The 25,236-nt window shown below is 58.5% G+C and carries 22 protein-coding genes and 1 riboswitch; of the genes, 13 read left to right on the top strand and 9 right to left on the bottom strand.

Features of this window, described 5'->3' with window-relative positions:
• Positions 1-71: 71 nt before the first annotated feature.
• On the bottom strand, positions 72-308 hold the full coding sequence (locus T18_RS15860; RefSeq protein ID WP_003516842.1) for an Lrp/AsnC ligand binding domain-containing protein: 237 nt from the start codon (positions 306-308) through the stop codon (positions 72-74).
• Between the two features lie 116 nt (positions 309-424).
• Positions 425-1,336, bottom strand: coding sequence for a LysR family transcriptional regulator (locus T18_RS15855; protein ID WP_038492234.1), 912 nt, complete (start codon positions 1,334-1,336; stop codon positions 425-427).
• Between the two features lie 130 nt (positions 1,337-1,466).
• Between T18_RS15855 and T18_RS15850 the strand changes: the two genes are divergently transcribed.
• The 4 genes from T18_RS15850 (at position 1,467) to modC (ending at position 5,510) form a co-directional block, all read left to right on the top strand.
• The gene (locus tag T18_RS15850) at positions 1,467-2,750 is read left to right on the top strand and encodes an NAD(P)/FAD-dependent oxidoreductase (protein ID WP_038492237.1); all 1,284 of its coding nucleotides are present in this window, start codon (positions 1,467-1,469) and stop codon (positions 2,748-2,750) included.
• Between the two features lie 131 nt (positions 2,751-2,881).
• Entirely contained in the window at positions 2,882-3,673 is a 792-nt protein-coding gene (gene modA, locus T18_RS15845) for a molybdate ABC transporter substrate-binding protein (protein WP_038492240.1), read from the top strand.
• A gap of 56 nt (positions 3,674-3,729) precedes the next feature.
• The gene (modB, locus tag T18_RS15840) at positions 3,730-4,437 is read left to right on the top strand and encodes a molybdate ABC transporter permease subunit (protein ID WP_025594485.1); all 708 of its coding nucleotides are present in this window, start codon (positions 3,730-3,732) and stop codon (positions 4,435-4,437) included.
• Positions 4,434-5,510: a molybdenum ABC transporter ATP-binding protein gene (modC, locus tag T18_RS15835; RefSeq protein WP_038492243.1), complete on the top strand. Its 1,077-nt coding sequence runs from the start codon at positions 4,434-4,436 to the stop codon at positions 5,508-5,510. The genes modB and modC overlap by 4 nt, the downstream gene beginning before the upstream one ends.
• Here the strand turns inward: modC and T18_RS15830 are convergent.
• The 6 genes from T18_RS15830 to thiC form a co-directional block, all read right to left on the bottom strand.
• Positions 5,479-5,877 carry a winged helix-turn-helix domain-containing protein gene (locus T18_RS15830; protein WP_013636838.1) on the bottom strand — a complete coding sequence of 133 codons (399 nt, stop codon included), beginning with the start codon at positions 5,875-5,877 and terminating at the stop codon, positions 5,479-5,481. The genes modC and T18_RS15830 overlap by 32 nt on opposite strands.
• Before the next feature lie 3 nt (positions 5,878-5,880).
• The gene (locus tag T18_RS15825; protein ID WP_038492246.1) at positions 5,881-6,885 is read right to left on the bottom strand and encodes a P1 family peptidase; all 1,005 of its coding nucleotides are present in this window, start codon (positions 6,883-6,885) and stop codon (positions 5,881-5,883) included.
• 61 nt (positions 6,886-6,946) lie between these two features.
• Positions 6,947-7,720, bottom strand: coding sequence for a thiazole synthase (locus T18_RS15820; RefSeq protein ID WP_003516825.1), 774 nt, complete (start codon positions 7,718-7,720; stop codon positions 6,947-6,949).
• 4 nt (positions 7,721-7,724) lie between these two features.
• Entirely contained in the window at positions 7,725-7,922 is a 198-nt protein-coding gene (gene thiS, locus T18_RS15815) for a sulfur carrier protein ThiS (RefSeq protein WP_038492249.1), read from the bottom strand.
• Positions 7,891-8,895, bottom strand: coding sequence for a glycine oxidase ThiO (gene thiO / locus T18_RS15810; RefSeq protein WP_038492252.1), 1,005 nt, complete (start codon positions 8,893-8,895; stop codon positions 7,891-7,893). Before thiO ends, thiS begins: the two co-directional genes overlap by 32 nt.
• Before the next feature lies 1 nt (position 8,896).
• The gene (gene thiC / locus T18_RS15805; protein WP_038492947.1) at positions 8,897-10,720 is read right to left on the bottom strand and encodes a phosphomethylpyrimidine synthase ThiC; all 1,824 of its coding nucleotides are present in this window, start codon (positions 10,718-10,720) and stop codon (positions 8,897-8,899) included.
• A 94-nt stretch (positions 10,721-10,814) separates the two neighbouring features.
• Positions 10,815-10,926: riboswitch (TPP riboswitch) on the bottom strand.
• 180 nt (positions 10,927-11,106) lie between these two features.
• Here thiC and T18_RS15800 point away from each other — a divergent pair.
• Genes T18_RS15800 through T18_RS15780 form a run of 5 tightly spaced genes read left to right on the top strand, consistent with a single transcriptional unit; the run spans position 11,107 to position 16,895 of the window.
• Entirely contained in the window at positions 11,107-11,358 is a 252-nt protein-coding gene (locus T18_RS15800; protein WP_003492279.1) for an acyl carrier protein, read from the top strand.
• Positions 11,358-12,539: an acyl-CoA dehydrogenase family protein gene (locus T18_RS15795; protein WP_038492256.1), complete on the top strand. Its 1,182-nt coding sequence runs from the start codon at positions 11,358-11,360 to the stop codon at positions 12,537-12,539. Before T18_RS15800 ends, T18_RS15795 begins: the two co-directional genes overlap by 1 nt.
• Before the next feature lie 4 nt (positions 12,540-12,543).
• On the top strand, positions 12,544-13,452 hold the full coding sequence (locus tag T18_RS15790) for an amino acid--[acyl-carrier-protein] ligase (protein WP_003516814.1): 909 nt from the start codon (positions 12,544-12,546) through the stop codon (positions 13,450-13,452).
• Between the two features lie 6 nt (positions 13,453-13,458).
• Positions 13,459-14,442 carry a DUF1839 family protein gene (locus T18_RS15785; protein ID WP_038492259.1) on the top strand — a complete coding sequence of 328 codons (984 nt, stop codon included), beginning with the start codon at positions 13,459-13,461 and terminating at the stop codon, positions 14,440-14,442.
• Entirely contained in the window at positions 14,439-16,895 is a 2,457-nt protein-coding gene (locus T18_RS15780) for a glycoside hydrolase family 2 protein (RefSeq protein ID WP_038492262.1), read from the top strand. The genes T18_RS15785 and T18_RS15780 overlap by 4 nt, the downstream gene beginning before the upstream one ends.
• Here the strand turns inward: T18_RS15780 and T18_RS15775 are convergent.
• The gene (locus T18_RS15775; RefSeq protein ID WP_075807706.1) at positions 16,866-18,683 is read right to left on the bottom strand and encodes a serine aminopeptidase domain-containing protein; all 1,818 of its coding nucleotides are present in this window, start codon (positions 18,681-18,683) and stop codon (positions 16,866-16,868) included. The genes T18_RS15780 and T18_RS15775 overlap by 30 nt on opposite strands.
• Before the next feature lie 346 nt (positions 18,684-19,029).
• On the opposite strand from T18_RS15775, the gene T18_RS15770 reads away from it, so the two are divergent.
• From T18_RS15770 to T18_RS15755, 4 genes are all read left to right on the top strand, one after another.
• Complete coding sequence (locus T18_RS15770; RefSeq protein ID WP_003516808.1) at positions 19,030-21,747, top strand: ABC transporter ATP-binding protein; 2,718 nt, start codon at positions 19,030-19,032, stop codon at positions 21,745-21,747.
• A 43-nt stretch (positions 21,748-21,790) separates the two neighbouring features.
• A complete protein-coding gene (locus T18_RS15765) occupies positions 21,791-22,246 on the top strand; it encodes a cyclic nucleotide-binding domain-containing protein (RefSeq protein ID WP_003516807.1) in 456 nt (151 codons plus the stop codon).
• Positions 22,247-22,434: 188 nt separating this feature from the next.
• On the top strand, positions 22,435-23,295 hold the full coding sequence (locus tag T18_RS15760; protein ID WP_046205572.1) for an MBL fold metallo-hydrolase: 861 nt from the start codon (positions 22,435-22,437) through the stop codon (positions 23,293-23,295).
• A 209-nt stretch (positions 23,296-23,504) separates the two neighbouring features.
• Positions 23,505-25,199 (top strand): adenylate/guanylate cyclase domain-containing protein, encoded by a 1,695-nt coding sequence (locus T18_RS15755; protein WP_038492267.1) that lies wholly within the window; start codon positions 23,505-23,507, stop codon positions 25,197-25,199.
• Positions 25,200-25,236: the final 37 nt, after the last annotated feature.

Genomic DNA, 25,236 nt, shown 5'->3' with positions numbered 1-25,236 from the left:
GTGCTTGTCGCAGGAACCCAGCCAGCCCAGATCCTAGGGCTGAAAAGACTCTCTCGCCGCCCAGACGCGCGTCAGAACGCGGTAAAGGTCAGCGTCGTCAACGAGCGGACGATGCCTGGAATATTGACGATGTTCTGGTTGATGAACTTGCCGATATCCTCTTCCTGCGGAAGATAGATCTTCAGCATCAGATCATATTCGCCGCTGGTGGAATAAAGCTCGGAAACCAGCTCCGTTTTATAGATGGCATCGGCGACATCATAAGTCTTGCCGGGCTCGCATTGAAGCTGGACAAAAATGGGCTTCACGGACATCTCCCGTATTGGAACTTGTGGTGCGTGGCTCTTCGCCATGCGTCATGGCGCACTATTGGCTTAGCCGCGCCGGTCTTGCAAGACCGCCTGCCGGTTTAGGCAGAAAAGTCTCATCCGCTGCTACCAGCCCCGATCGCGGCCTGAGAAACGATCCAGCTTCGAAAACTTTCGAGCGGAGCGTAACCGGCGCGATCGGGCATGCAGGCGAGATAATAGGCCTCTTCGCTCTCCACCTCGCCGGTAACCGCCGCGACAAGCCGGCCGCTTCGCAACTCCTCCCCGATCATGAAGGACGGAATGAGCGATGCCCCGACCCCGGCGCTCGCCGCCTCGGCAATCGTCGTGAACTGATCGAAAAGCATGCCATGCACATTGTCGAAAACCACATCATGGCTGCGAAACCATTGTTCCCAGGCATCCGGCCGGGTCGTCATGTGCAGCAGCGGCACATGCAGCAGATCGCCCGGCTGTGAAAGCCCGTAGCTCTCCCTGAAAGCGGGACTGCACACCGGAATGACTGTTTCATGCATCAGAAAAACGAGTTCGGTACCCGGCCAATGCGGCAAACCGAAATGGATCGCCGCATCGACTGTATCGGTACGGAAATCGAACAGCGACGAACGCGTAAGAAGATTGACCGAAACGCCCGGATGTCGGGCAATGAAATCGGGAAGACGCGGCACCAGCCAGCGCGTACCAAAGCTTGGCAAAACACCGAGATTAAGCGTGCCGCCATCCGGATTGGCGCGCAGATTGAGCGACGCGGTCGATATTCGCCGCAGGGCCTCCCGGATTTCCCGCGCATAACCCTCCCCCGCCCGGGTGAGCCGGATTGTCTGCCGCTCGCGCAGAAACAGCGCCACGCCAAGCTGCTCCTCAAGCGCGAGGATCTGCCGGCTGACCGCGCCTTGAGTAAGCCCGAGTTCTCTCGCAGCCGCGGTCACGCTGCCCGTGCGCGAGGCGGCTTCAAAGGCCGCAAGAAGTGAAAGCGACGGTAAGAAGCGCCGAGGCGGCAGAACCATATTCCCTCACGGAATGAACTCTTGACGATATGTTGATATTCAACAGGTGAGGCCGCTTGTAAAGTCTCATAAACAAGGGCTTGTCACTCATACGGAAAACAAATGAACTCGCCCGGAAAATGGTGGAACGATGTATAATGACCCCCGCTCGCACGGCCTCTGGGAAAAGACCGCGCCGCAGCCGCCCGCAACGCCTGCACTGCAAGGCGAGGCGGTTGCCGATGTGGTGATTGTCGGCGGTGGCTTCACCGGACAATCCGCGGCCCTTCATCTTGCTGAAAAGGGCATGGATGTCGTTCTTCTCGAAGCCAGGGAAATAGGCTTCGGCGGCGCCGGCCGCAATGTCGGTCTCATCAACGGCGGCATGTGGGTCATGCCGAGGGAGTTGCCCGGCGTGCTGGGCGACACCTACGGGGAACGGCTTCTCAGCCTTCTGGGTGACGCGCCGTTGCTGGTGCGCGAATTGGTGGAAAAACACGCGATTCCCTGCGAGATCGAAAAGAATGGCACATTGCATTGCGCCGTCGGTGAAAAAGGGCTCGCCGAAATTCGCGAGCGCTGCGAACAATGGGCAGCCAGAGGCGCTCCCGTCCGCCTTCTCGATGCCGATGAAACGGCAAGACACACCGGCAGCACCGCCTATTCCGGCGCACTTTTCGATACGCGCGCCGGCACTCTTCAGCCGCTTGCCTATGTTCGTGGTCTGGCTGCCACCGCGCAAAAGGCAGGAGCACGGCTGCACACCGCCAGCCCCGTCGTGTCGACCGAACGCAGCGGCGGAAAATGGGTGGTAAAAACACCGCAGGGATCGGTGACCGCCAACTGGATCGTCGTCGCCACCGAAGCCTACAGCACCGGGCCGTGGCAGATCGTCCGCGACGAACAGACCTACCTGCCCTACTTCAACTTCGCGACCAGACCGCTTAGCGACAATCTGCAAAAGAGTATCCTGCCGAACCGAGAAGGTTGCTGGGATACAAAGGAAATCCTCTCCTCGTTCCGCATGGACAAAGCGGGTCGGCTGGTCTTCGGCAGCGTCGGCGCCTTGCGCAGCACGGGTGCCGCCATTCACCGGGCATGGGCCAAACGATCGCTGAAGCGGCTTTTCCCGCAACTGGGAGAGACGGAATTCGAATGCGAATGGTACGGCCAGATCGGCATGACGGACAATGCCGTGCCGCGTTTCCATAAATTCGCGGAAAATGTCGTCGGTTTTTCCGGTTATAATGGCCGCGGCATCGCACCCGGTACTGCCTTCGGCAAGGTGATTGCGCAACATATTCTCGGTGATATCGCCGAAAACGACCTGCCTCTTCCCGTGACCGAACCAAAAGCGCAGGCCTTCCGGGCAGTGAAGGAAGCCTATTACGAGGCGGGCGCACAGATCGCTCATTTCGCCGGTGAACGCTTCTGATCAACCAGGCCGAAAGCCGCCGGTCGTGGCGGCTTTTTTAAACGGCATCGATATATTCTTGAAAATATAATGATTGCCCTATAGGCCTATCGATATATTCATCAGGATATCTCGAGCCGGGGGAACACACCATGAGACTCTTACGCCGCACCTTCTTCAAAACCATCGCCGCAGCAACATCCTTCTGGGTGGCGGCATCCTTTGTGGTGGTTCCCGCCCATGCCGCCGAAAAAGTCACGGTGTTTGCTGCCGCGAGCATGAAAAACGCACTTGATGCGATCAATGCCGAATGGGCGAAGGAAAGCGGCAATGAAGCGACCGTGTCCTACGCCGCAAGCTCCGCACTCGCCAAACAGATCGAGCAGGGTGCACCGGCGGATATCTTCATTTCCGCCGACCTCGCCTGGATGGATTATGTTGCCGAAAAGAAGCTGATCGACGTCGAAAGCCGCTCCAATCTTCTTGGCAACCGCATCGTTCTCGTCGCCCCGGCCGACAAGGCCAAGCCGGTCGATATCAAAAAGGACTTCGATCTCGCCGGACTGGTGGGCGATGGCCGACTGGCCATGGGCGCGGTCGATTCCGTTCCGGCGGGTAAATACGGCAAGGCTGCGCTGGAAAAGCTCGGCGTCTGGTCATCCGTGGAAAAGAAAGTCGCCGGCGCGGAAAGCGTGCGCGCAGCGTTGCTGCTCGTGTCGCGCGGCGAAGCGCCCTATGGCATCGTCTACCAGACCGATGCGGCCGCCGATCCGGGCGTGAAGATCGTCGGCACCTTCCCGGAGGACAGCCATCCGCCGATCATCTACCCCGTCGCCATTCTCTCGGAAGCAAAATCTCCGGCGGCAAAATCCTATCTGGATTTCCTGAAGTCCGCCAAGGCTACGCCCTTCTTCGAAAAGCAAGGCTTTACCGTTTTGAAATAAACTGCGTCTCGCGGTCCCATCCCGTATGGGACCTCGAGAGATGACGATTGTAGGATATGGCTTTGCATTGGTGGACACTAAGCCCTGAAGAATGGACGGCGATCAGGCTCAGCCTGTGGGTGTCCTCCATCGCCATGTTCGCCAGCCTGCCCTTCGGCATTGCGGTTGCCGTCGCGCTGGCGCGCGGGCGCTTTTGGGGCAAGTCGCTGCTCAACGGCATCGTCCACCTGCCGCTCATTCTGCCGCCCGTCGTCACCGGTTTTCTGCTGCTCGTCCTCTTCGGCCGCAGAGGCGCCATCGGCCAGTTTCTCGACAGCTGGTTCGGCATCGTCTTTTCCTTTCGCTGGACGGGGGCGGCGCTCGCATGCGCCGTCATGGCGTTTCCGCTGATGGTGCGCTCCATCCGCCTCTCCATCGAAGCGGTGGACAGCAAGCTGGAAGAGGCGGCCGGAACCCTGGGTGCAAGCCCCCTATGGGTGTTCCTCACCGTGACGCTTCCCCTGATCCTGCCCGGCATCATCGCGGGCATGATCCTCGCTTTCGCCAAGGCCATGGGCGAATTCGGCGCGACCATCACCTTCGTTTCCAATATTCCCGGCGAAACCCAGACGCTGTCCGCCGCCATCTACACTTTCACGCAGGTTCCGGGCGGCGATGCAGGCGCATTGCGGCTGACCATCGTTTCCGTCGTGATTTCCATGTCGGCCTTGCTCGTCTCGGAGTTTCTGGCCCGCATCATCGGCAAACGGGTGAGCATGGAATGACGCTTTCCGTCTCCACCCGCCACCGCCTCGGCTCCTTCGAACTCAACGCGTCATTCACCTCTGATGGCGGCGTTACAGCGCTTTTCGGACGCTCCGGCTCCGGTAAAACGTCGATGATCCGCATCATCGCAGGTCTGTTGCGGCCAGATAGTGGTCAGGTATCGCTCGATGGCGAAGTGCTGGCCGATAGCGGAAAGCGCCTGTTCCTGCCGGCGCACAGGCGCCATTTTGGTTATGTTTTTCAGGAAGCGCGGCTGTTTCCTCACCTCAGCGTTGCCCAGAACCTGAACTACGGCAAATGGTTCGCTACGGAAAAATCTGAGCGGGCGAATGAAAACCGCATTATCGATATGCTTGGCATCGGCCATCTTCTCCAGCGTCGTCCGAACAAGCTTTCCGGCGGTGAAAAACAGCGGGTCGCCATCGGCCGCGGACTCCTGTCATCGCCCAGACTACTGTTGATGGACGAACCTCTCGCCTCACTGGACGAGGAACGAAAGGCCGAGATCATCCCTTATCTGGAACGGCTGCGCGACGAGACGAAAATCCCGATCGTCTATGTCAGCCACTCCATCCAGGAAGTCGCCCGCCTTGCCGACCGCATAGTTGTTATGAAGGACGGCAAGGTGGAGGCACAGGGAAAAGCGGCCGACGTGCTGTCACGGTCGGATTTCAGCGCACATCTTGAGCGACGAGAAGCGGGCAGCATCCTTTCGGGACACATCGAAAGCTTCGATGAAAGGCACGGGCTTGCTGCCGTAAGGCTCTGCTCGTCGCTCCTGCAGGTTCCAGCAAAAGGAGGAACACCCCGCACCCCGGCACGCGTGCTGATACCGGCGCGTGACGTCATGCTTGCCACGGCAAAACCCGAAGGCCTGAGCGCCCTTAACATCCTCGAAGGCCATATTGCCGGCATCTCCGCCAGCGAAGATGGCATGGTAACCGTTCAGGTGGATTGCGGCGGCGATATTATCCAGTCGCGCATCACCGATCTGTCGCGCGAACGTCTCCAGCTGGAACCCGGGAAACCGGTACATGCGATCATAAAGTCGGCGGCTCTCGATCCGTATTAGTGATGGCGGCATCCGGATTGCGGTTGGCCTCAAGCCAGTCGATATCCTTGCGCAGGGCCTCATTCATCCGCTTTTCCATGCTGCGATACCGTTCAAGCAATTCGGCACCGAATGCGGTCAGCGCGGCCCCACCACCCTGCTTGCCGCCCCGCTGGGATTCGATCACCGGCTGCCTGAACATATGGTTCAGCGCATCCACAAGCAGCCATGCACGGCGATAGGACATGTCCATCGCTCGCCCGGCGGCCGATATCGAGCCGGTCTCGACAATCAGCTCCATCAACTCGATCTTACCGTGGCCGAGACGATCTCCGGGCGGAAAATCGATGCGGAGAACGGGCTTCAGTGGCTGATGTATATTGCTCATCGGCTAGAAACCCCGGCCATGAAGATCGTGATAGGCGTTCTGCGCACCGTGCTGCGGCAGAGCCGTCGCCTCGTAAACACCGCGCGCCACTGCGCGCGCCATAACGATGGTAGCGAGATGGCAGAGTTCCGCGAAATGAGCGCCGCCCTCAAGCGGCTTCTCACCGGTCGCAGCCGAAAACATGGTGTCGCCGTCGCTCGGCAGATGGGCGGGCAGCACGGCGCGCGCCAGCCCGTCATGCGCCATGATGGAAAGGCGGTGCACCTGCGCTTTGGTAAGGACGGCATCGGTGACCACGGCGCCGATGGTCGTCGCGGTGAGGTTGACGCCCTTGAGACGAAGCGCGGTATGATCCGGTTCGAAACGATCAGGAAAACCGCAGTCGCCGAACTCGCCCTGCTCTTCAAAAGGCGCAGACCAGAAATGGCGGCTGGTGCCAACGGTTGCCGAGCCAAGCGCATTGACGGCGACGATGGCCGCCACCTTGTAATCGCCGGAACTGACAGCGCTTGCCGAACCAAGACCGCCCTTGAAGGTGGCGGTGGTCGCCCCCGTTCCCGCGCCGACTGTTCCAAGCCCGAAGGGCTCCGCACGCGCCGCCCTGAAAGCCGCATAGCCCATCTCGCGATAGGGCGAATGCAGCCCCCACTCCTTGTTGCCACCATTCAGCAGATCCATGAGGATCGCCTGCGGCACAATGGGAATACGGGTGGAACCGACTTGCAGGCCACGCCCGATCTCGCGCAGACCGGCCTGAACACCACCCGCCGCATCCAGCCCGAAGGCCGAACCGCCTGAAAGTACGAAGGCATCCACGGTTTCCACCGTCATCGCCGGGTCGAGCAGGCCGGTATCACGACCACCGGGCGCCCCGCCAAGAACCGAACCGGAGGCGATTACGGGTTTTTCGAAAACGATTGCGGTGACGCCGGAGCCGAGTGCAAGATCGGTGACATTGCCGACCAAAATCCCATTGATATCCGTCAGAAGATTATTGCGTGCCGCCATGCCGTTCCCCTTTTCTCCCGGTATCCCGCCGCCACGGGGCACTGTCAACGCAAAAGGTGAATCAGGAAAATACCGCCGTGCCAATCACCGGTGTCGAGGGAATGGCCATATCTCTCGGCTCCAGCGGCCCCGCCACAAAAGCCTGATGCCCTGCCTCAATGGCGCGGGCGAAAGCTTCCGCCATGCCGACCGGGTCACCCGCCCCCGCGACCGCCGTGTTGAGCAGAACGGCATCGTAACCAAGCTCCATCACCGTCACCGCATGTGACGGCCGGCCGATACCGGCATCGACGATCAGTGGCACATCCGGAAAACGCGCCCGCATGGATTTCAGCGCCATCAGATTAAGCGGCCCCATGGCGCTGCCGATCGGCGCGCACCAGGGCATCAGCACCTTGCAACCGGCATCCAGGAGCTTTTCCGCCACGACAAGATCATCAGTCGTATACGGAAAGACTTCGAAACCATCGTCGCAGAGAATTTTCGCCGCTTCGACGAGCGCAAACACATCGGGCTGCAAAGTGTCGTGATGGCCGATGACCTCCAGCTTGATCCAGTTGGTGTGAAAAACCTCACGAGCCATCTTCGCCGTCAGCACCGCTTCCTTCACGGTATGGCAGCCAGCCGTATTGGGCAGAATGTAACGATCCAGCTCGCGGATCAGCTCGAAAAACTGGCCACCCTTCTTGCCGCCTGCCGTTTCCCGACGCAGCGAAATCGTCAGAATATCCGTGTTGCTGGCCCGCACTGCATCGGCAAGCACGGCGGGAGACGGATAACGCGCCGTGCCGAGCAGGAGGCGCGACGAGACCTCACGGCCATAAAGCGTCAGCATGGCCTCAACCTCCCTGCATCGGCGAGAGGATTTCGACACGGTCGAACGCCTTCAATCGATAATTGGCGCGCTCTTCCGAATGCACCAGATCGCCATTGACCGCCGTCGCCAGCCACTCGCCTTCATAGTCGAGGCTGGTGAGTAACCCGGCCAGCGTCTCGGTGGCGAGATCAAGCTCGTCGCCATTCACCAGAAGTTTCATGATCCTGTTCCTTTCCAGAGATATTTTGGCAGACGATTTCAGCCGCCTGCCGCGCCATCGCCGGCGACAGCAGGAAGCCATGCCGGTGGGCGCCGTTGATGAAGACGGTCCGGCCGTCCTGCGTAACTTTCGGCAGATTGTTGGGATAGGCGGGGCGCACGCCCGTTCCGGTCTCGATGATTTCCGCTTCGCCGAAGGCCGGATGTACGGCATAGGCGGCGTTCAGAAACTCCATCATCGAGCGCGCTGAAATGGCTCCGGCATCCTCTGTCTCGATCATCGTCGCCCCCACCATGAAGTGACCCGGCTCACGCGGCACAATGTAAAGCGGAATGCGCGGATGTAAGAGCCGGACGGCGCGCGACAGGGAAACCTCTGACGTGGCTAGATAGAGCATTTCTCCCCGCACGCCGCGAAGATTGGCAATCTCGCCCACCGCCGCAGCGCCGGTGCAATCCACCACCCGATCGAACGGCTGCTCATCCACCGGAATACCCATATGAAACCGCACGCCCAAGCCGCAAAGCCGCGTATGCAGCGATTTGAGCGCAAGGCGCGGATCGAGATGCCCCTCGCCCGGGAAATAAAGCCCGGAGCGGAACCGCCCGGCAAGGTCAGGCTCCAGAGCGGCGATTTCACCCTCATCCACCCACTGGTATCCAGTTGTTCTGGATGCGAAACGCGAAAGCTCGGCTTTGTCGCGGGCGGGCGCGACGACCAGCGTGCCGTGTCTGATGACAAGGCCGGGGGTCGCCTCATCCCACCAGTCGAGAGCCGCCTGGCCGAGCGTCAGTACCGCCTCGTCCGCACTTTCACGCTCGCACCAGGGCGCCAGCATTCCGCCCGCATAAAAGGATGCGCCGCGCGAGGCTTCAGCATTGCGCTCCGAAACCTCCACGGTTGCGCCGCGCCGCGCCAGTTCGAAGGCCGCCGTCAGACCGGCGACCCCCGTTCCCTTAACAAGGACACGCATGCTACTGGCCGTCTGCCGGGGTCGTGAGCGGCATGTAAAGCTCGCCACCTTCCTTGAAGCGCGCGGCCATGGCCTCCAGCCCTTCCTTCTGCGCCTCGGCGCGGATGTCGTGGGAAATCCGCATTGAGCAGAATTTCGGCCCGCACATGGAGCAAAAATGTGCGACCTTGTGCGCCTCCTTCGGCAGGGTCTCGTCATGGAACGAGCGCGCCGTGTCCGGATCCAGCGACAGGTTGAACTGGTCTTCCCAACGGAACTCGAACCTTGCACGCGACAGCGCATCGTCCCGCACCTGTGCCGCCGGATGCCCCTTGGCGAGATCGGCCGCGTGAGCCGCGATCTTGTAGGTGATGACACCGACCTTCACGTCGTTACGATCAGGCAGACCCAGATGTTCCTTCGGCGTGACATAGCAGAGCATCGCCGTGCCAAACCAGCCGATCATCGCTGCCCCGATGCCGGAAGTGATGTGGTCGTAACCGGGGGCGATATCGGTCGTCAGCGGCCCAAGCGTATAAAAGGGCGCCTCACCGCAGGTCTTCAGCTGCTTGTCCATGTTCTCCTTGATCTTGTGCATCGGCACATGGCCGGGGCCCTCGATCATGACCTGGCAATCCTTCGCCCATGCGATCTGTGTCAACTCACCGAGCGTCTCCAGCTCGGCAAATTGCGCGGCGTCGTTGGCGTCGGCAATCGAACCGGGCCGCAACCCGTCACCCAGCGAGAAGGAAACATCATAGGCACGGCAGATGTCGCAGATCTCGTCGAAATGCTCGTAGAGGAAGCTTTCCTTGTGATGATGCAGACACCACTTGGCCATAATCGACCCGCCGCGCGAGACGATACCGGTGACACGGTTGACGGTAAGCGGAATGTAATGCAGCCGAACACCGGCATGGATGGTGAAATAATCCACGCCTTGCTCCGCCTGTTCGATCAACGTGTCGCGGAACACTTCCCAGTTCAGGTCCTCGGCAATGCCGTTGACCTTCTCCAGCGCCTGATAAAGCGGCACCGTGCCGATCGGTACCGGCGAATTGCGGATGATCCATTCGCGGATATTGTGGATGTTGCGCCCGGTCGAAAGGTCCATGACGGTATCGGCACCCCAGCGGATCGCCCAGACCATCTTCTCCACCTCTTCGGCCATGGAGGAGGTGACGGCGGAATTGCCGATATTGGCGTTGATCTTGACCAGAAAATTACGGCCGATGATCATCGGCTCAAGCTCGAGGTGATTGATGTTGGCCGGGATGATGGCGCGACCCGATGCGACTTCCTGACGGACGAACTCTGGCGTCACATAATCGGGTATCTGCGCGCCAAAACTCTCCCCATCACGAGCCAGCTTCTCCTTCGCCGCTTCGCGCCCCAGATTTTCGCGGATGGCGATGAACTCCATTTCCGGCGTGATGATGCCTGCCCGTGCATAGGCAAGCTGCGTTACGGCTTTTCCTTCCGTGGCCCTCAGCGGCTGGTGGCGCACGGCAAATTCAGGCGTCAGCCGCTCGCCGGTGGCAAAGCCGTTATCCTCCGGTTTGACGTGCCGACCGTCGTAAGCCGCGACATCGCCGCGCGCTACAACCCAGTCGTGACGCAGGCGCGGCAGACCCTTTTCGATCAAAACGTTATGCAATGGATCGGTATAGGGGCCCGAGGAATCATAGACCGTGACCGGCGGTTCTCCCGCCGTCGGGTGGACGGCGATTTCGCGCATCGGCACGCGAATATGTGGATGCAAAATTCCGGTTTTGTGGATTTTCGTGGAGGCGGGATGCGGCCCGGTTGTGACGACAAGCGGGATATTCTTGGCAACGATATTCATCATGAGGCTCCAAAGTTTGACAGTGGAGACCCAGTTCGAGCCGGAATGATGGAAAATACCGACGCGCCGGCAGCGCAAGTTACACGCAATCCGACCTTCGGTCTTTGCACCGTCCCTACGCCAGTATGAACTGGATCAGGTTCAACGGGTCACTGCGCATAAAAGCAGAATCTCAGCCCCTTGACGGGACACCCCTGGTGAATGGACACAAGAGAAAACACCGCCCGACATTTGTCAAGGGTGCTGCTGATGGCTGGCAAAGGTGGACGAACAACAAATGCGCCGTTAGTGGTAATTAACCTAACGGTTTAGGCGAATATTATCGTTTTCAAATTAACGATAAGCACAAACCATCCTGATGTTAAATTCATGGGAGATAAGTCGGAATGAATGCGACTATTCGTGAAATACTGGCAAAATTCGGCCAGCTTCCTACCCCCGTCGATACGATTGAAAACGAAGCAGATCTTTATGCGGCAGGTCTTTCTTCCTTTGCATCGGTGCAATTGATGCTGGGTATCGAGGAAGCTTTCGATATCGAATTCCCCGACAACCTCTTGAACCGCAAGTCCTTTGCCAGCATCAAGGCCATTGAAGACACCGTTAAGCTCATTCTGGATGGTAAAGAGGCAGCCTGATGAATGTGACCGTTGCGCCGCAGGATGAAACGCTGTCCGCGCGCGCAAGCCGCGTCGCAGCAATTGCCGCCAAACACGCGGACGAGGTGGACGTCACCGGTCGCTTCCCGGAGGAAGCCATCAAGGCGCTGAGACAAGAGCGCCTTCTCGGCATTCAGGTCCCGTCCTCTCTTGGTGGCGAAGGCGCATCCATACAGCAAATCGCCGATATCTGCGCCCGGCTTGGCCAAGCCTGTTCGGCAACCGCGATGATTTTCGCCATGCACCACATCAAGGCATCGAGCCTTGTGGAACACGGCGAGACAAGCCCATGGCATGCGGGTTTCATGAGCCGCATTGCAAGCGAACAGCTTCTGCTCGCCTCGGCCACGACCGAAGGCGGAATCGGCGGCAATCTGCGCAATTCCATCTGCGCGATTGAGGTCGAAGCAGACATCTGCCGGCTGGAGAAGGACGCCACCGTCATTTCCTACGGCAGCAATGCGGATGCCATCCTCATCACCTCGCGCACCCACAAGGATGCCGCCCCGGCCGATCAGGTGATGACCGTCTTCCTGAAAGATCAGTACAAGCTCGAGAAGACCCATGTCTGGGACACACTCGGCATGCGCGGCACCTGTTCGGACGGTTTCCTGTTCCGCGGCGAGGCGCCGGCGGTGCAGATATTCCCAAAACCCTTTGCGGAAATCGCCGCTCAATCCATGCTTGCAAGCTCGCATCTTCTGTGGAGTGCCGTGTGGTATGGCATCGCGTCGGATGCGGTGCTGCGCGCGCAATCCTTCGTCAGGACGGCAGCACGCAAGTCGCCCGGTGTCACACCGCCAGGCGCTATCCACATTGCCGAAATTTCCACCAAATTGCAGGTGGTCAAATCCAACGTCATTGCGGGCGTAAAGGCTTACGAAGACACCAAGAGCGACCCGGACAAGCTGATGTCCATGGCGTTCGCGGTTGCCATGAACAATGTGAAGATCTGTTCTTCGGAAACCATTCTAGAGATCATCGACCAAGCGATGCTGGTCTGCGGCATCATGGGTTACAAGAACGGTACGCCCTACAGCCTTGGCCGACACCTTCGCGACGCGCATTCCGCGCGCCTGATGATTTCCAACGACCGTATTCTCGGCAATTCCGCCAATCTCCTGCTGGTTCACAAGCAGGACACCAGCCTCTTGGGATAAGACCATGGATATGCAAACATCTTTTCTCGATCGACTGTTCGAAGAAGGCCTGCTGATTGAAACGGGTGTCGATGGTCTTTACGGACGCAGCGGTCAGTTCGAGGATGTCATTGCGGCATTCGAACGCCTGATCGACCGCACCGGCGGCCCGGACAGTGCAGAGGCGATCCGCTTCCCGCCCGGCATCAACCGCGCCTATTTCGAAAAGAGCGGTTACATGAAAAGCTTCCCGCAGCTTGCGGGCACGGTGCATTCCTTCTGCGGTTGCGAACTTGACCATGTCAGCCTTCTCAAATCCATGGATGAGGGCGGCGACTGGACAAAGGACCAGAAAGCCACAGATATCGTGCTGACGCCGGCCGCTTGCTACCCTCTTTATCCGACCATCGCCAAGCGCGGCGCATTGCCTTCCGGCGGCGGTCTCTACGACATCCAGTCCTATTGTTTCCGCCATGAGCCCTCCAAGGACCCGGCACGTCAGCAGCTTTTCCGCATGCGGGAATATGTGCGCATGGGCACGGAGAGTGATGTGACCGAATTCCGCCAGACATGGATGGATCGCGGCGTGGCGATGATGGAAGCCGTGGGCCTTGATGTGACCATCGACGTGGCCAACGATCCCTTCTTCGGCCGCGCCGGCAAAATGCTCGCCAACAACCAGCGCGACCAGAACCTGAAATTCGAACTGTTGATCCCCGTCACATCCGCCACCAACCCGACGGCCTGCATGAGCTTCAATTACCATCAGGACGCCTTTGGCCAGAAATGGGGATTGAACCTCGACAATGGTGATGTGGCTCACACTGCCTGCGTCGGTTTCGGCCTTGAGCGCATTGCGCTGGCACTTTTTGCGCATCACGGACTGGATGTAAAAACATGGCCCGAAAAGGCCTTGAAAACACTCTGGGGCTAACCATTCATGCGGCAGATTTTCCCCGGTCTCGATCCCAAAAACTATGTGCAGCAACCGCTTCATTCTTCGGAAAGAATGTGGCCGGAGACCAATTGCTACATCGATTTGTGGATCGAGGTGCTGGCCTCGAAAGGGTTGCCGCCTGAGGCCATGTTCGGCTTCACACTCACGCAGGATTTCGAAGGCGACCAGTTCACCTTCTTCAAGGTGCCGCTGGAAGATCTGGAAGCACTTTATGGCGTTCGCGCCACCGAACTTGCGATCTTCGACCGGGTGGAAAACCATATCGAAGCGCAGCTGGAGCGCGGTCGCATCTGCCTGATCGAGATGGACAGCTTCTATATGCCCGATACCCACGGGGTGGGCTACCGGAAGGAACATGGCAAGACCACCATCGCCATCAACCGGCTGGACCTTGCAAACCGGGAACTCGATTATTTCCACAATGCCGGCTTTTTCCACCTGTCGGGCGAAGATTTCGACGGCCTGTTCCAGCATCACCTGTCAGAGAGCGAGCCGCCCTTCCTGCCCTACACGGAATTTGCGAAATTCGCAGACAGCAACCCTTCGCCGGCGCATATCCGCAAAACGGCCGAACGGCTGCTGAAGTTTCATTTTTCACGGCGACCATCCGACAATCCGGTCAGGGCTTTTGCAGCCGTGTTTCCGGCTCAGGTCGAGAAGGTGGCAGACCGTCCGTTTGGCTTTTTCCACAAATATGCCTTCAATACGCTGCGCCAGCTCGGCGCCAATTTCGAACTGGCGGCGAGCCACCTCGAATGGCTGGACAAGAGCAAATTTGCTGAAGCGAGAGACCACGCGCTGCGCATATCCGAGGTCGCCAAGACCGTGCAGTTCCAGCTCGCTCGCGCCGTCACACGCCGTAAATTCGACGCGCTCGCCTCGGTGCTCGATCCGGCTGCGGAAGCATGGGATGGTGTGATGGAAGCCCTTGCGGCAAAATTGTCGAACACCAGCGAGGCCGCGTGAGGACTTATCTTCCGCGCGAAAGCGAAAAATTACTAAGCGAAGGCTGGACGCTGACACTGACGTCCGCCAACGCCTGCGAAACGCCCTCGGAAATTCCCGCAACCCTTGAAAGCTTCCACGTATCCGTTCCCGGAACAGTGGCGCAAGCTCTGGAACTGGCCGGGAAATTCGACCGTTTCAATCCGACACCATTGAACGACAGGGATGCCTGGTACCGTCTGACGATGATTTCCGATGTGCGGGAGCGGGCGATCCTGCGCTTCGACGGCCTGTCGACGATTGCAGAAATCTTCCTCAACGGCGAACTGATCGCCGCCAGCCAGAGCATGTTCGAAAGGCTGGAAGTGCCGGTTGAACTGACAGGCGCGGACGAACTATCGATCTGCTTCCGGGCACTTTCGCCGAGGCTCGAAAAAACCGGTCCGCGCGCCCGCTGGCGTCCGCAGATGATGAACACCCAAGGTCTGCGGCTGATCCGCACCACGGCACTCGGATATATGCCAGGCTGGTGCCCGGAAATCCATGCCGCCGGCCCATGGCGACCCATCAGCCTTATAAGACAGGCAGACGTGCTTTGCACAGTCCGGTCTTCGCTCGACGAAACCGGGACGGGAACGGTCAACATCGCCCTGGAGGTGAACCACAACATTCCATCCGCACGGCTCACCTGCGCTGGTTACAGCACCGATCTTTCCAGAGGTGAAAACGGCGAATTCTTGGGCGAACTCCGGATACCCGATGTCGAGACTTGGTGGCCGCATACCCACGGCAGACCGGCGCTTCATGAAGTCGTTCTGGAACTGGATGGTAAGCAACACAGGCTCGGGCGCACCGGCTTCAGGCGCGTTGAGGTGGATTACGGCGAAGACGGCAACGGTTTCGGCATCCAGATAAACGGGCACCCCGTTTTCTGCCGGGGCGCAGTCTGGACGACCGCCGACATCGTGCGGCTGCCGGGAACAAGACCGGACTATGAGCCTTGGCTTCGAAAAGCTGCCGAAGCCGGTATGAACATGATCCGCATCGGCGGCACGATGGCCTATGAAACGCCGGAGTTCTTCGCGCTCTGCGATGAACTCGGCATCATGGTTTGGCAGGACGCCATGCTTGCCAATTTTGATTATCCAGCAAAAGATGAGGCGCTCAGCCAGCACATCGTTACGGAAATCTCGCAGTTCCTCGAGGCGACCGCCCTTTCCCCTTCGCTGATCGTTTTTTGCGGTGGTAGCGAAATGTACCAGCAGGGCGCGATGCTCGGTCTGCCGGAACAGATATGGAAGGGAACCCTCACCGAGACAATTTTGCCCGAAGTCCTGGCCGAAAAACGGCCAGACGCGGCCTATGTGGCGAATTCCCCTTCAGGCGGCGCCTTGCCCTTCTTTCCCAATGCCGGAGTTGGTCATTATTACGGTGTGGGCGCCTATTGCCGTCCGCTGGAAGATGCCCGCCGGGCCAATGTCCGGTTTGCCGCAGAGTGCCTAGCCTTCGCCAATATTCCCGAACAGGAAACGCTGGACAGACATCTTCCCGCTCTGGCGGTGCATGATCCGCGCTGGAAGGCGCGCACGCCGCGCGATCGCGGCGCTTCCTGGGATTTCGAGGATATTCGCGACCATTATCTGAAACTGCTTTACGACGTTGAGCCGGACGTGCTGCGTCGGGAGGATGGCGGCCTCTATCTCGACATGTCTCGTGCCGTCACTACCGAGGTCATGGAAGCAACCTTCGCCGAATGGCGTCGCGACGCGTCCTCTTGCCGGGGCGCCCTGGTCTGGACCTTGCAGGATCTCGTTCCCGGCGCTGGCTGGGGTATCATCGATGCCACCGGCAGACCCAAATCCGTCTGGCATGCGCTGAAAAGAGCGTTTCGTCCCATCCAGGTCAGCCTTTCCGATGAAGGCACCAACGGGCTGGACATTCATGTCATCAACGAAACCGGCGACAACCTTGACGCCATGCTGGAACTGACCTGCCTGCGCGATGGCACGCAACCCGTCGTCCATGCCAAACGGCCGCTCACGCTCTCGCCGCGACAGAGCCAGACCATCGCCGCAACCGATTTGTTCGGCGCCTTTTTCGATACGACCTATGCCTATCGTTTCGGCCCGCCCTCCCATGATGTGACGGTAGCCCGGCTCCGCGATGTCGCGACCGGATCTGTCATCGCAGACGCATTCCATTTTCCTCTCGGTCGGAAAAAAGCACTGCACGCCGCCAACCTTCAGGTGGGGGTGAGCGAGGCGAACGGCATCTGGTCGCTCGAGATCGGCACGGACCGGTTGGCGCAATCCGTCCATATCACGGCGCAAGATTACCGCGCCTCGGAAAGCTGGTTCCATCTCGCACCCGGTGAAACCAGAAAAATCGACCTTATGCCGGAGACAGCAACATCCGAAACGCCCCCTTCCGGCGATGTCGTCTCGCTAGGCTCCAGCCGGCGTTTTTCCTTTTAGAGCCATTAGCTTCACCGCATCGATGTAGGCTTTTCTGGCCTCCGGCGTTGAAAGATTATGGTCGGCGTCAGGAATAATCGTCAGCGACACATTCCGATAGGCCGACAGGCCCCTGCCATCGGCGTTGAAATAATACCGGAAATGCTCAAGCCCGTCGTCATTGTCGCTGTAAAGCAGGCTGATGGACACATCCCTTGTCTTGAGCTTGTCGAAAGCACCGTAGACGGCACGCCCTTCCTCGCTCCCCCGGCGGGAAAGCCTTGCCGTTTTTATCGAAAGCTTCTTGAGCGTCGCCTTGGCGATATTGCGACCAGCGCTCACCACATCGACATCGCCGCTGACGAGACGCTTGAACGTAGCGCCCTGGCGAAAACGCTGGCTGTATTCCCCAAAGGACCGTGGCGGTTTGTGCAGCGCTTCATCGACCGAGCGGCCTTTCCGCCAGTGGAACACAACCGGATTAACCGCAACCACCCCGCTGATCCGGTCATCGGCAAGCGCGCCATTGAAAGCGAGGTAGGCGCCACTGCAGCGCCCAGCAGCAACGACGGGTCCTTTGCCACGCCGACTGAGAAAATCGAGCGCAGCGGCCACGTCGTCATTCTGCGCCGCATCGTAAAGAACCTGATCGGGCGCGTTTTTGACCGGGGGGCTGTCGGCAATATTGGCCGCGTCGAACCGCAGCGAAGCGATACCCTCCCGTGCGAGCAAACGGGCCGTTTGCACGGAAAGCCTGCCCCAACCCGCATGCCGGTCGTAGGCTGCGCCCAGCAGAAGGACCGAGGATACCGCCGGCCGATCGTCAGGCTCGCAAAAAACACCGAAAAGCCGGCCGGCTTCGCCAAATTGCACCGGCTGTTCCAGAAAACCGCGACCGCGCTGCGGAGCGTTGACGATGATATCCTCCTGCGGACCCGCCGCATCCGCGGCATGAGTTTGGGACAGGACCCAATCCCGAAGCCGCTTCACCACATCGCCGGGTATTTTCGAGAGTGTGGGACTGGATACGAGATCGTCATATCCCTCAAATTCCGCCTCCCCCACCTCGGCACCAATCGCGGCGAGTTGTTTGGCAAAATCGCGGTCGCTCGCCCGGCCCGGTCTCGACAGCACCAGAATGCTGCGCGCAGGAGCAGTATCCAGCTTTGCAAGATTGACCTTCTTGATAGCATCAGCAACACCCACCGGCATGGCCATGCCTGCAATTGCCCCCGCCTCCGCCATGCGCTGCCCGGGACGAAGACCAAGGCCATCGTCAATCATGGACGACCACATCGCCAGTTCGCGAAGATAGCTCCGGCCGGAGACGACGGGCGCCAGAAGCGCCATGGAACCGACGGCCGCCGCATCGGCGAGCGCCTGTATGGCGATCAGACAGCCGAGACCCTGAGCGATGACGACCACCCTGGAACAGCCGGAAAGACGTTTTAGATAATCGAGCGCCGCTCGCGTGTCCGAAAGCCAATCCGCCGCACGGCCGACATCCTCCGGATCGAGCGCATCCCCAGCGCCATGATAGTCGAACCGCAGGCTGGCGACGCCGGCCGCCGCCAGCCGTTCAGCCACAACCCGCTGAAACTTGCGAGTGCACAGTTCCTCCATGCCCCAGGGGCTGACGAAAAGAACCGCATGATCCTGTTTGACCTCTTTGCGCGCCGGGTGAAAAACACCCGTGCATCCTTGAAAAGAAACCGGATGTGCGATCGACCCATCGGATGCAATGCCCGAAAGCGACAACATGTCAGGGGACGGTTCACCGCTTGCACGCTCTGAAATATCTATCGCCATCGACCTTGCAATCACTACGCCTTTGTCGGCTCAACCATTTGCGGGATAACTATACCGGAGCGTCCTAACGTCCTGTTCTACAGTAAAACCAATAACATTAGGGAAGTCTAAAAATGTAGTCGTCTCAATATCGAATGTGGAATGCACGTTACAAAAACAAATATCGGGGATCGTGGGCCAGCCTCGGCACGGGCGCTATTTTGCTCGAAACCGCTTGAATATACTGATAAATAGCGAGTCACATACCTATTTGCAGGAGGGGATCCCGCCACCCGGCAGCCTGACCGTCTTGACACCGCGCAAACCAACACGCCGGGCCCTGCCCGACAGGTCATAGAAGTTTTATATGGAACAAAGCCTTACGCGTTATATCTGGTCGCATACGAAGCGGCAGCAGCTTTTCATTCTGCTGATCGTCGCCCTGTCCATGATCCCCTATTTCCTCGCCTTCGATCTGCCCAAACAGATCGTCAACGGGCCCATTCAGGGAGACGGCTTCGAAGGGGCAAACGCGACACAGCTTTTCATGCATCTCACGGTCGATATTCCCTATTGGGGCACCGTGACGCTCTTCCCCGGGCTCGAACTCAACCGCATGTCGATGCTGATGGCGCTCAGCCTCACCTTCCTTGCGCTTGTCGTCATCAACGGGCTTTTCAAATATTATATCAACACCTTCAAGGGCCGCCTCGGCGAGCGGCTTCTCAGGCGTATCCGTTTCGAACTTATCGATCGGATCCTGCGGTTCCCGCCCACGCATTTCAAGCGGGTCAAGGGCGCTGAAATCTCCAGCATGGTGAAGGACGAGGTCGAACCGCTGGGCGGATTTACCGGTGACGCCTTTGTGCAGCCGGCGCTTCTCGGCGGTCAGGCGCTCTCGGCACTCTTCTTCATTCTCGTGCAGAATTTCTGGCTGGGTCTGATTGCGGCTTTCATGGCCGCCATCCAGGTCGGCATCATCCCCAAAATGCGCCGTCGCCTCATCGAACTCGGGCGCCAGCGGCAGCTGAGCGCACGCCAGCTTGCCGGGCGCATCGGCGAAATGGTCGACGGCATCGGCACCATCCACGCCTATGACACCTCCAATTTCGAGCGTGCCGATGCCTCGCACCGGCTCGGCGACATCTTCAGGATCCGCTACGATCTCTACCAGTGGAAGTTTCTGGTCAAATTCATCAATAACTTCCTCGCGCAGCTCACCCCTTTCTTCTTTTATGCACTGGGCGGTTATCTCACGCTCAAGGGCAGCCTCGATGTCGGGCAGCTGGTTGCCGTCATCAACGCTTATAAGGAACTGCCAGGACCGCTGAAGGAGCTGATCGACTGGGATCAGGCGCGTCAGGATGTTCAGGTAAAATACGAGCAGGTCTTCGAGCAGTTCGATGCGTCGAACATGATCGATGACAAGGTGCAAAAACTGTCACCGGGAGCAGTCGCGGCAATTGCCGCACCGATCGTCGTCAGCAATCTGACGCTAGAAGACGATAGCGGCAGCCGGCTTCTGGAACAGGCATCGTTGAAGATCGAGGCAGGCGAGGTGATCGCCATCGTCGGTGGATCGGGAGCAGAGGCGCTCGCGGATGCTATCGGCCGCACGCTCTGGCCGACCTCCGGCAAGGTGAGCATCAACGACGTCGACATATTGGAATTGCCTGAATCGCTGACGGGCCGTCGCATCTCCTATGTGTCCTCGGACAGCTATTTTTTCCACGCCAGCCTGAAGGACAATCTGCTTTACGGTCTCAAGCACGCACCGCTTGTCGAAAAGCAATACGAAGGTGCAGCGCTGGAACACCGCAAATGGGAGATCCGCGAAGCCAAGCTTGCGGGCAATCCGACGATCGACATCAACAGCGAATGGATCGACTACGCTTCAAGCCCGGCCGGTGACGGCAAGCCGGAAAACCTCATCCAGGCCGTTCTGGCTGTGCTCGACAGCGTGGAACTTTCACAGGATATTCTGGAATTCGCGTTGCGCTCGACGATCGACCCTTTGACCGACCTGCATCTTGCGGCCCGCATTGTGGAACTGCGACATGTCCTGCGCGCCGAACTGGAAAAGGAGAACCTGAGCGGCCTCATCGCTCCGTTTGAGCTGGAGAGCTACAACAGTGAGGCCACCGTGGGCGAGAACCTGTTGTTCGGTACCATGCGCGACTCATCACAGTCGATCAGGACCGTCATCGAAAGCGAATATTTCCGTTCGCTGATGCGCGAAACAGGCCTCGTCAAAACCCTGTTCGAAATGGGGTATACGATTGCCGAAAACATCGTGGAAATCTTCGCCGACCTGCCGGGTGACCACCCCTTCTTCCAGCAGCTCACATTCATGACGCCCGACGATGTTCCGGTCTATCAGCAAATGCTGCAGCGTCTTCAGAGCCGGAGTTTCGACGAGGCCAATGAAAGCGAAAGACGCGCGATGCTGCGGCTGAGCTTCTTCTACATTGAGCCCCGGCAGCGTTTCGGCCTGCTGTCACCGGAAATCATGAACCGGATCGTTGAAGTCCGGCACATGTTCCATGAAAACCTGCCGGACAGCCTGAAGAACGTGATCGAAATCTACGATCCGACGAAATACATGAGTGCCACCAGCCTTCTGGACAATATTCTCTTCGGCAAGGTCAGCCATCGTTATACCGACGCATCACGGCGCATCACCCACATCGTGGCCGAGGTCATGCGCAAGCAGGGCGTCTATGAGCGTGTGCTTGCGGTGGGTCTGGATTTCAACCTCGGCGCCGGCGGCAAGCGGCTCGGGCCACTCCAGCGGCAGAAGCTCAATCTCGCAAGGGCGCTGATCCGCAAGTCCGACTATTACGTCTTCAATCGCCCCCTTCCCGGCCTCGATCCGCGGCAACAGGAGGAAATTGTCGAACGGGTCATCACATTCCTGAAACAGAACAATAATAACCCGGCGATCGTGTGGGTTCTGTCGAATGCGACGCTCTCGCGCATGTTCGACCGGGTCATCGTCGTCCATCAGGGCCTTATCAGCGCTGATGGAAGTTACGAGACTCTTGCGCAGGAAAACGGTACATTCAAGGATATGGTCGCAACATAAATCCAAGAAAGTGACCGAGGTGGAACAAGAACAGGGTAAGGCAATGCTTTTCAAAGACGAAATTCAAATGCTGAAACGCGTCCCGTTTTTTTCGGAAATGGAACCGTCGAAGCTCAAACTTCTCGCATTCGCATCCGACCGCGTGTCCTATCACACCGGCGACATGCTGTTCCGGCAGGGAGATGTCGGCGATGCGGCCTACGTCCTTTTGACCGGCAAAGTGGATGTTCTGGTCGATTCTCCGTCGGGCACGTTAAAAGTGGCCGAAATGACCGGCAATGCGATCGTCGGTGAAATCGCCATCCTCTGCGACAGCGTCAGAACCGCAACCGTGCGCGCCTCCACCAACGTGGAAGCCCTGCGTATCGGCAAGGAACAGTTCTTCAAGCTCATGTCGGATTTCCCTGACATTACCATTAAGGTCATGCGCGTTCTTGCCGAACGTCTCACCCAGACGACGACGGAGCTTAGCAAAGCGCGTGCAAACGCGAGAACATGAGCCGCAATTTCTTGCTACCGTGGATGGCGATGTTGGAAAAATAAATGTCGCACCATTGCAATATAAATGAAATGCTGACTGAATAAGGGTAAGGGCGTCCGCCAAAAGAGAGCGGATATAATAATCTGTAGAGACAACGGGCTTCATGGGAGGAAGCGTGCAAGATTCCGTTGTAATCGGGGTGTGTCATGGCGTTCGATTCCGACATCGTAAGTCGGGAAGGTAATAAAGATTTTCGGGTAAAGATCTGGGGTGCGCGGGGAACGCTTCCTGTTTCAGGTGAAAACTTCCGAAAATATGGCGGGAATACCATCTGCATCGAGGTACGATGCGGAGATCATGTTCTTTTGTTCGACGCGGGTTCGGGGTTACACCCTGCTGGTCTGGCGTTGCGGGCGGAAGGTATTACCGACGTCAACCTGTTCTTTTCTCACTGCCATTACGACCACATCGTCGGCTTTCCCTATTTCAAGCCGTTCTACAATAGCTCCAACGATGTCGCCATCTGGTCGGGTCATCTTGCCGGCACCATGACTACGCGGGAAATGCTCAAGGACTTCATGAGCCCGCCATGGTTCCCCGTACCTCTGGAAGTCTGCTGCGCAAAAATGGCAACCCGTGACTTTATGCCGGGCGACGTCCTGGATGTTCATCCGGGCCTCTCGATCCAAACTGGAATGCTCAATCATCCGGGCAACGCCATCGGGTATCGCCTGGACTGGGCGGGAAAGTCATTCGCCATCATCACCGATACCGAACATGAACCGGGCAATATCGACAAGAACGTGCTTGATCTGATCAAGGACGTCGATCTCTTCCTCTACGACGCCATGTTTACCGATGAGGAGATGGGCCTTTATCGCGGTTATGGCCATTCGTCCTGGCAGGAGGCGATCCGCCTTGCCAAACTGGCAGGCGCAAAAAATGTCGGCTTCATCCACCACGCCCCAAGCCGCAGCGACGATGAGCTGGATGACATCGAAAAACAGGCAAAAGCCCAGTTCAGCGGTGCATTCGCGACAATGGACGGCCAGATCATCGACCTCTGATCGCGGTCACCAATCTCGTGTTGCTGGCCTGCGTTTGACGCTTTTTTGAAGCCTGATTTGTATCATGCGGCGAACCGACGTTCGAACACGCACAATTGACCATCGCCGGCCCATTGCTCCACGATATTGCCACGAGATACCCTGCATTAAAGATACCAGAGCACACTTAATAATGATTCTGCGCCAAATGACCGCATGATGGGATTTGCATGATCCGTTTCTTTTCGGAGACCAATTTGAGACGCGCCCGGATCTTGTCCGGCCTCATCATTTTTGCCTTTGTATTTTCCCATCTTTTCAACCATTCGCTCGCTCTCATCTCCATCGATACCGCCGAGCGGGCGCGAAAATGGTTCAGCCTGATCTGGCTCAATCCCGTCAGCAGCCTGCTGTTTTATGGGTCGGTTGTGGTGCACGTCTGTCTTGTCCTGCGCTCGCTTTATCAGCGCCGGACATTGCGCATGCCGCTTCGCGAAGCACTGCAAGCCATACTTGGCCTGTCGATCCCGTTTTTGATCATCAGCCACGCCGTCAATATTCGCGTGTCGCACATGATCTACAACATCGACGTGGGATATTACTCGGTCGTTCGCCGGCTCTGGATCAACAACCCGATGGCCGGCGCGTGGCAAAGCCTCGCATTGATCGTGATCTGGACCCACGGGTGTATCGGCCTGTTTTTCTGGTTACGTTACCGGGACTGGTATCCCAAAATTGCCGGGATATTCATGACTGTGGCGGTGATGCTGCCTTTGTTGGCGCTTCTGGGCTTCAGCGATGCCGGCCGCTGGCTGGAGGAGGTGGACAGAAAATACTCACTTCCTCCCGGGCTTGCAGATACCACCGTTCAAAGAGACGACATACCGTTGCAACGGGAGATGGAGACGCGTATACGTTTCGTTACCGACGCAACGGAAGCGATTTTTGTCGGCGCGGTCATGCTGGTGTTCGTCTTGCGCGGCGTGCGCAGCTGGCAACAGAGATCGACGGCTATCGAAATCCGTTATGAGCATGGCGCGCAAGCGCGCGTCCCTGCCGGGCTCAGCATTCTGGAGGCCAGCAGACTCGCGGGCGTACCGCATTATTCCGTATGCGGCGGCAAAGGACGCTGTTCGACCTGCCGGGTCAGGATTGTCGAAAGCAAAGGCCCGCTTCCGCCTCCCGGAGATATCGAACAAACCACTTTGAGGCGCATCCATGCCGATTCAGATGTGCGGCTCGGCTGCCAGTTGCGGCCCACCCAGGATATTGGAATAGCGCTTCTGGTATCGCCGCCCCAACAGAGCGACCTGCCAGCGGATGCGCAACCGGCACGGCCGGGCAAGGAAGAGGAGATCGCCATCCTCTTTTGTGATATCCGCAATTTCACCGCGCTTTCCGAGGCGAAACTGCCATATGACGTCGTGTTTCTTCTAAACCGCTACTTCACCATCGTCGGGCAGGCCGTAGAACAGGCCGGAGGACATCTCGACAAATTCATCGGTGATGGCGCCATGGCTCTTTTCGGACTGGGTGACGATGCAGAAAATGCCTGCCGCAACGCCATGAAGGCCGCCGCTATCATATTGCGGGAGCTTTCAATCCTGAATGAGGGACTGGAAAAACAATTTGCCGTCCGGCTGGAAGTGGTAGTAGGCATCCACGCTGGCCCGACGATCGTCGGCGTCATGGGCTATGGCGCAGCGAAAACCCTGACCGCCATCGGCGACACCGTGAATGTGGCGAGCAGGCTGGAATCCAAGGCCAAGGAATTCGGCGCCGCCATTGTCGTTTCCGAACCCGCCATCATTCAGGCGGGACAGGAGATTGCCGATTTGCGAAGCGAAAAAATCGCCATTCGCGGTAGAAACTCGCAAATGAAAGTTTTCCTGCTCTCGAAAGAAGAGAGCGAGCGTTACCTATAGGGCAATACCGGCGCTCTCGCTGACGGGCCATCCGGCC

This window comes from Rhizobium sp. TBD182, assembly GCF_001950375.1.
Classification (GTDB): Bacteria; Pseudomonadota; Alphaproteobacteria; order Rhizobiales; family Rhizobiaceae; genus Agrobacterium; species Agrobacterium tumefaciens.
Note: the sequence above shows the minus strand (reverse complement) of the source record. Positions and strands in the feature narration are given on the sequence as shown.

What these genes read in the sequence shown, in the direction of transcription:
- T18_RS15855 (WP_038492234.1), bottom strand. Translation starts at nt 1,336, where the DNA reads ATGGTTCTGCCGCCTCGGCGCTTCTTACCGTCGCTTTCACTTCTTGCG.
- T18_RS15850 (WP_038492237.1), top strand. Translation starts at nt 1,467, where the DNA reads ATGTATAATGACCCCCGCTCGCACGGCCTCTGGGAAAAGACCGCGCCG.
- modA (WP_038492240.1), top strand. Translation starts at nt 2,882, where the DNA reads ATGAGACTCTTACGCCGCACCTTCTTCAAAACCATCGCCGCAGCAACA.
- modB (WP_025594485.1), top strand. Translation starts at nt 3,730, where the DNA reads ATGGCTTTGCATTGGTGGACACTAAGCCCTGAAGAATGGACGGCGATC.
- modC (WP_038492243.1), top strand. Translation starts at nt 4,434, where the DNA reads ATGACGCTTTCCGTCTCCACCCGCCACCGCCTCGGCTCCTTCGAACTC.
- T18_RS15830 (WP_013636838.1), bottom strand. Translation starts at nt 5,877, where the DNA reads ATGAGCAATATACATCAGCCACTGAAGCCCGTTCTCCGCATCGATTTT.
- T18_RS15825 (WP_038492246.1), bottom strand. Translation starts at nt 6,885, where the DNA reads ATGGCGGCACGCAATAATCTTCTGACGGATATCAATGGGATTTTGGTC.
- T18_RS15820 (WP_003516825.1), bottom strand. Translation starts at nt 7,720, where the DNA reads ATGCTGACGCTTTATGGCCGTGAGGTCTCGTCGCGCCTCCTGCTCGGC.
- thiS (WP_038492249.1), bottom strand. Translation starts at nt 7,922, where the DNA reads ATGAAACTTCTGGTGAATGGCGACGAGCTTGATCTCGCCACCGAGACG.
- thiO (WP_038492252.1), bottom strand. Translation starts at nt 8,895, where the DNA reads ATGCGTGTCCTTGTTAAGGGAACGGGGGTCGCCGGTCTGACGGCGGCC.
- thiC (WP_038492947.1), bottom strand. Translation starts at nt 10,720, where the DNA reads ATGAATATCGTTGCCAAGAATATCCCGCTTGTCGTCACAACCGGGCCG.
- T18_RS15800 (WP_003492279.1), top strand. Translation starts at nt 11,107, where the DNA reads ATGAATGCGACTATTCGTGAAATACTGGCAAAATTCGGCCAGCTTCCT.
- T18_RS15795 (WP_038492256.1), top strand. Translation starts at nt 11,358, where the DNA reads ATGAATGTGACCGTTGCGCCGCAGGATGAAACGCTGTCCGCGCGCGCA.
- T18_RS15790 (WP_003516814.1), top strand. Translation starts at nt 12,544, where the DNA reads ATGGATATGCAAACATCTTTTCTCGATCGACTGTTCGAAGAAGGCCTG.
- T18_RS15785 (WP_038492259.1), top strand. Translation starts at nt 13,459, where the DNA reads ATGCGGCAGATTTTCCCCGGTCTCGATCCCAAAAACTATGTGCAGCAA.
- T18_RS15775 (WP_075807706.1), bottom strand. Translation starts at nt 18,683, where the DNA reads ATGGCGATAGATATTTCAGAGCGTGCAAGCGGTGAACCGTCCCCTGAC.
- T18_RS15770 (WP_003516808.1), top strand. Translation starts at nt 19,030, where the DNA reads ATGGAACAAAGCCTTACGCGTTATATCTGGTCGCATACGAAGCGGCAG.
- T18_RS15765 (WP_003516807.1), top strand. Translation starts at nt 21,791, where the DNA reads ATGCTTTTCAAAGACGAAATTCAAATGCTGAAACGCGTCCCGTTTTTT.
- T18_RS15760 (WP_046205572.1), top strand. Translation starts at nt 22,435, where the DNA reads ATGGCGTTCGATTCCGACATCGTAAGTCGGGAAGGTAATAAAGATTTT.
- T18_RS15755 (WP_038492267.1), top strand. Translation starts at nt 23,505, where the DNA reads ATGATCCGTTTCTTTTCGGAGACCAATTTGAGACGCGCCCGGATCTTG.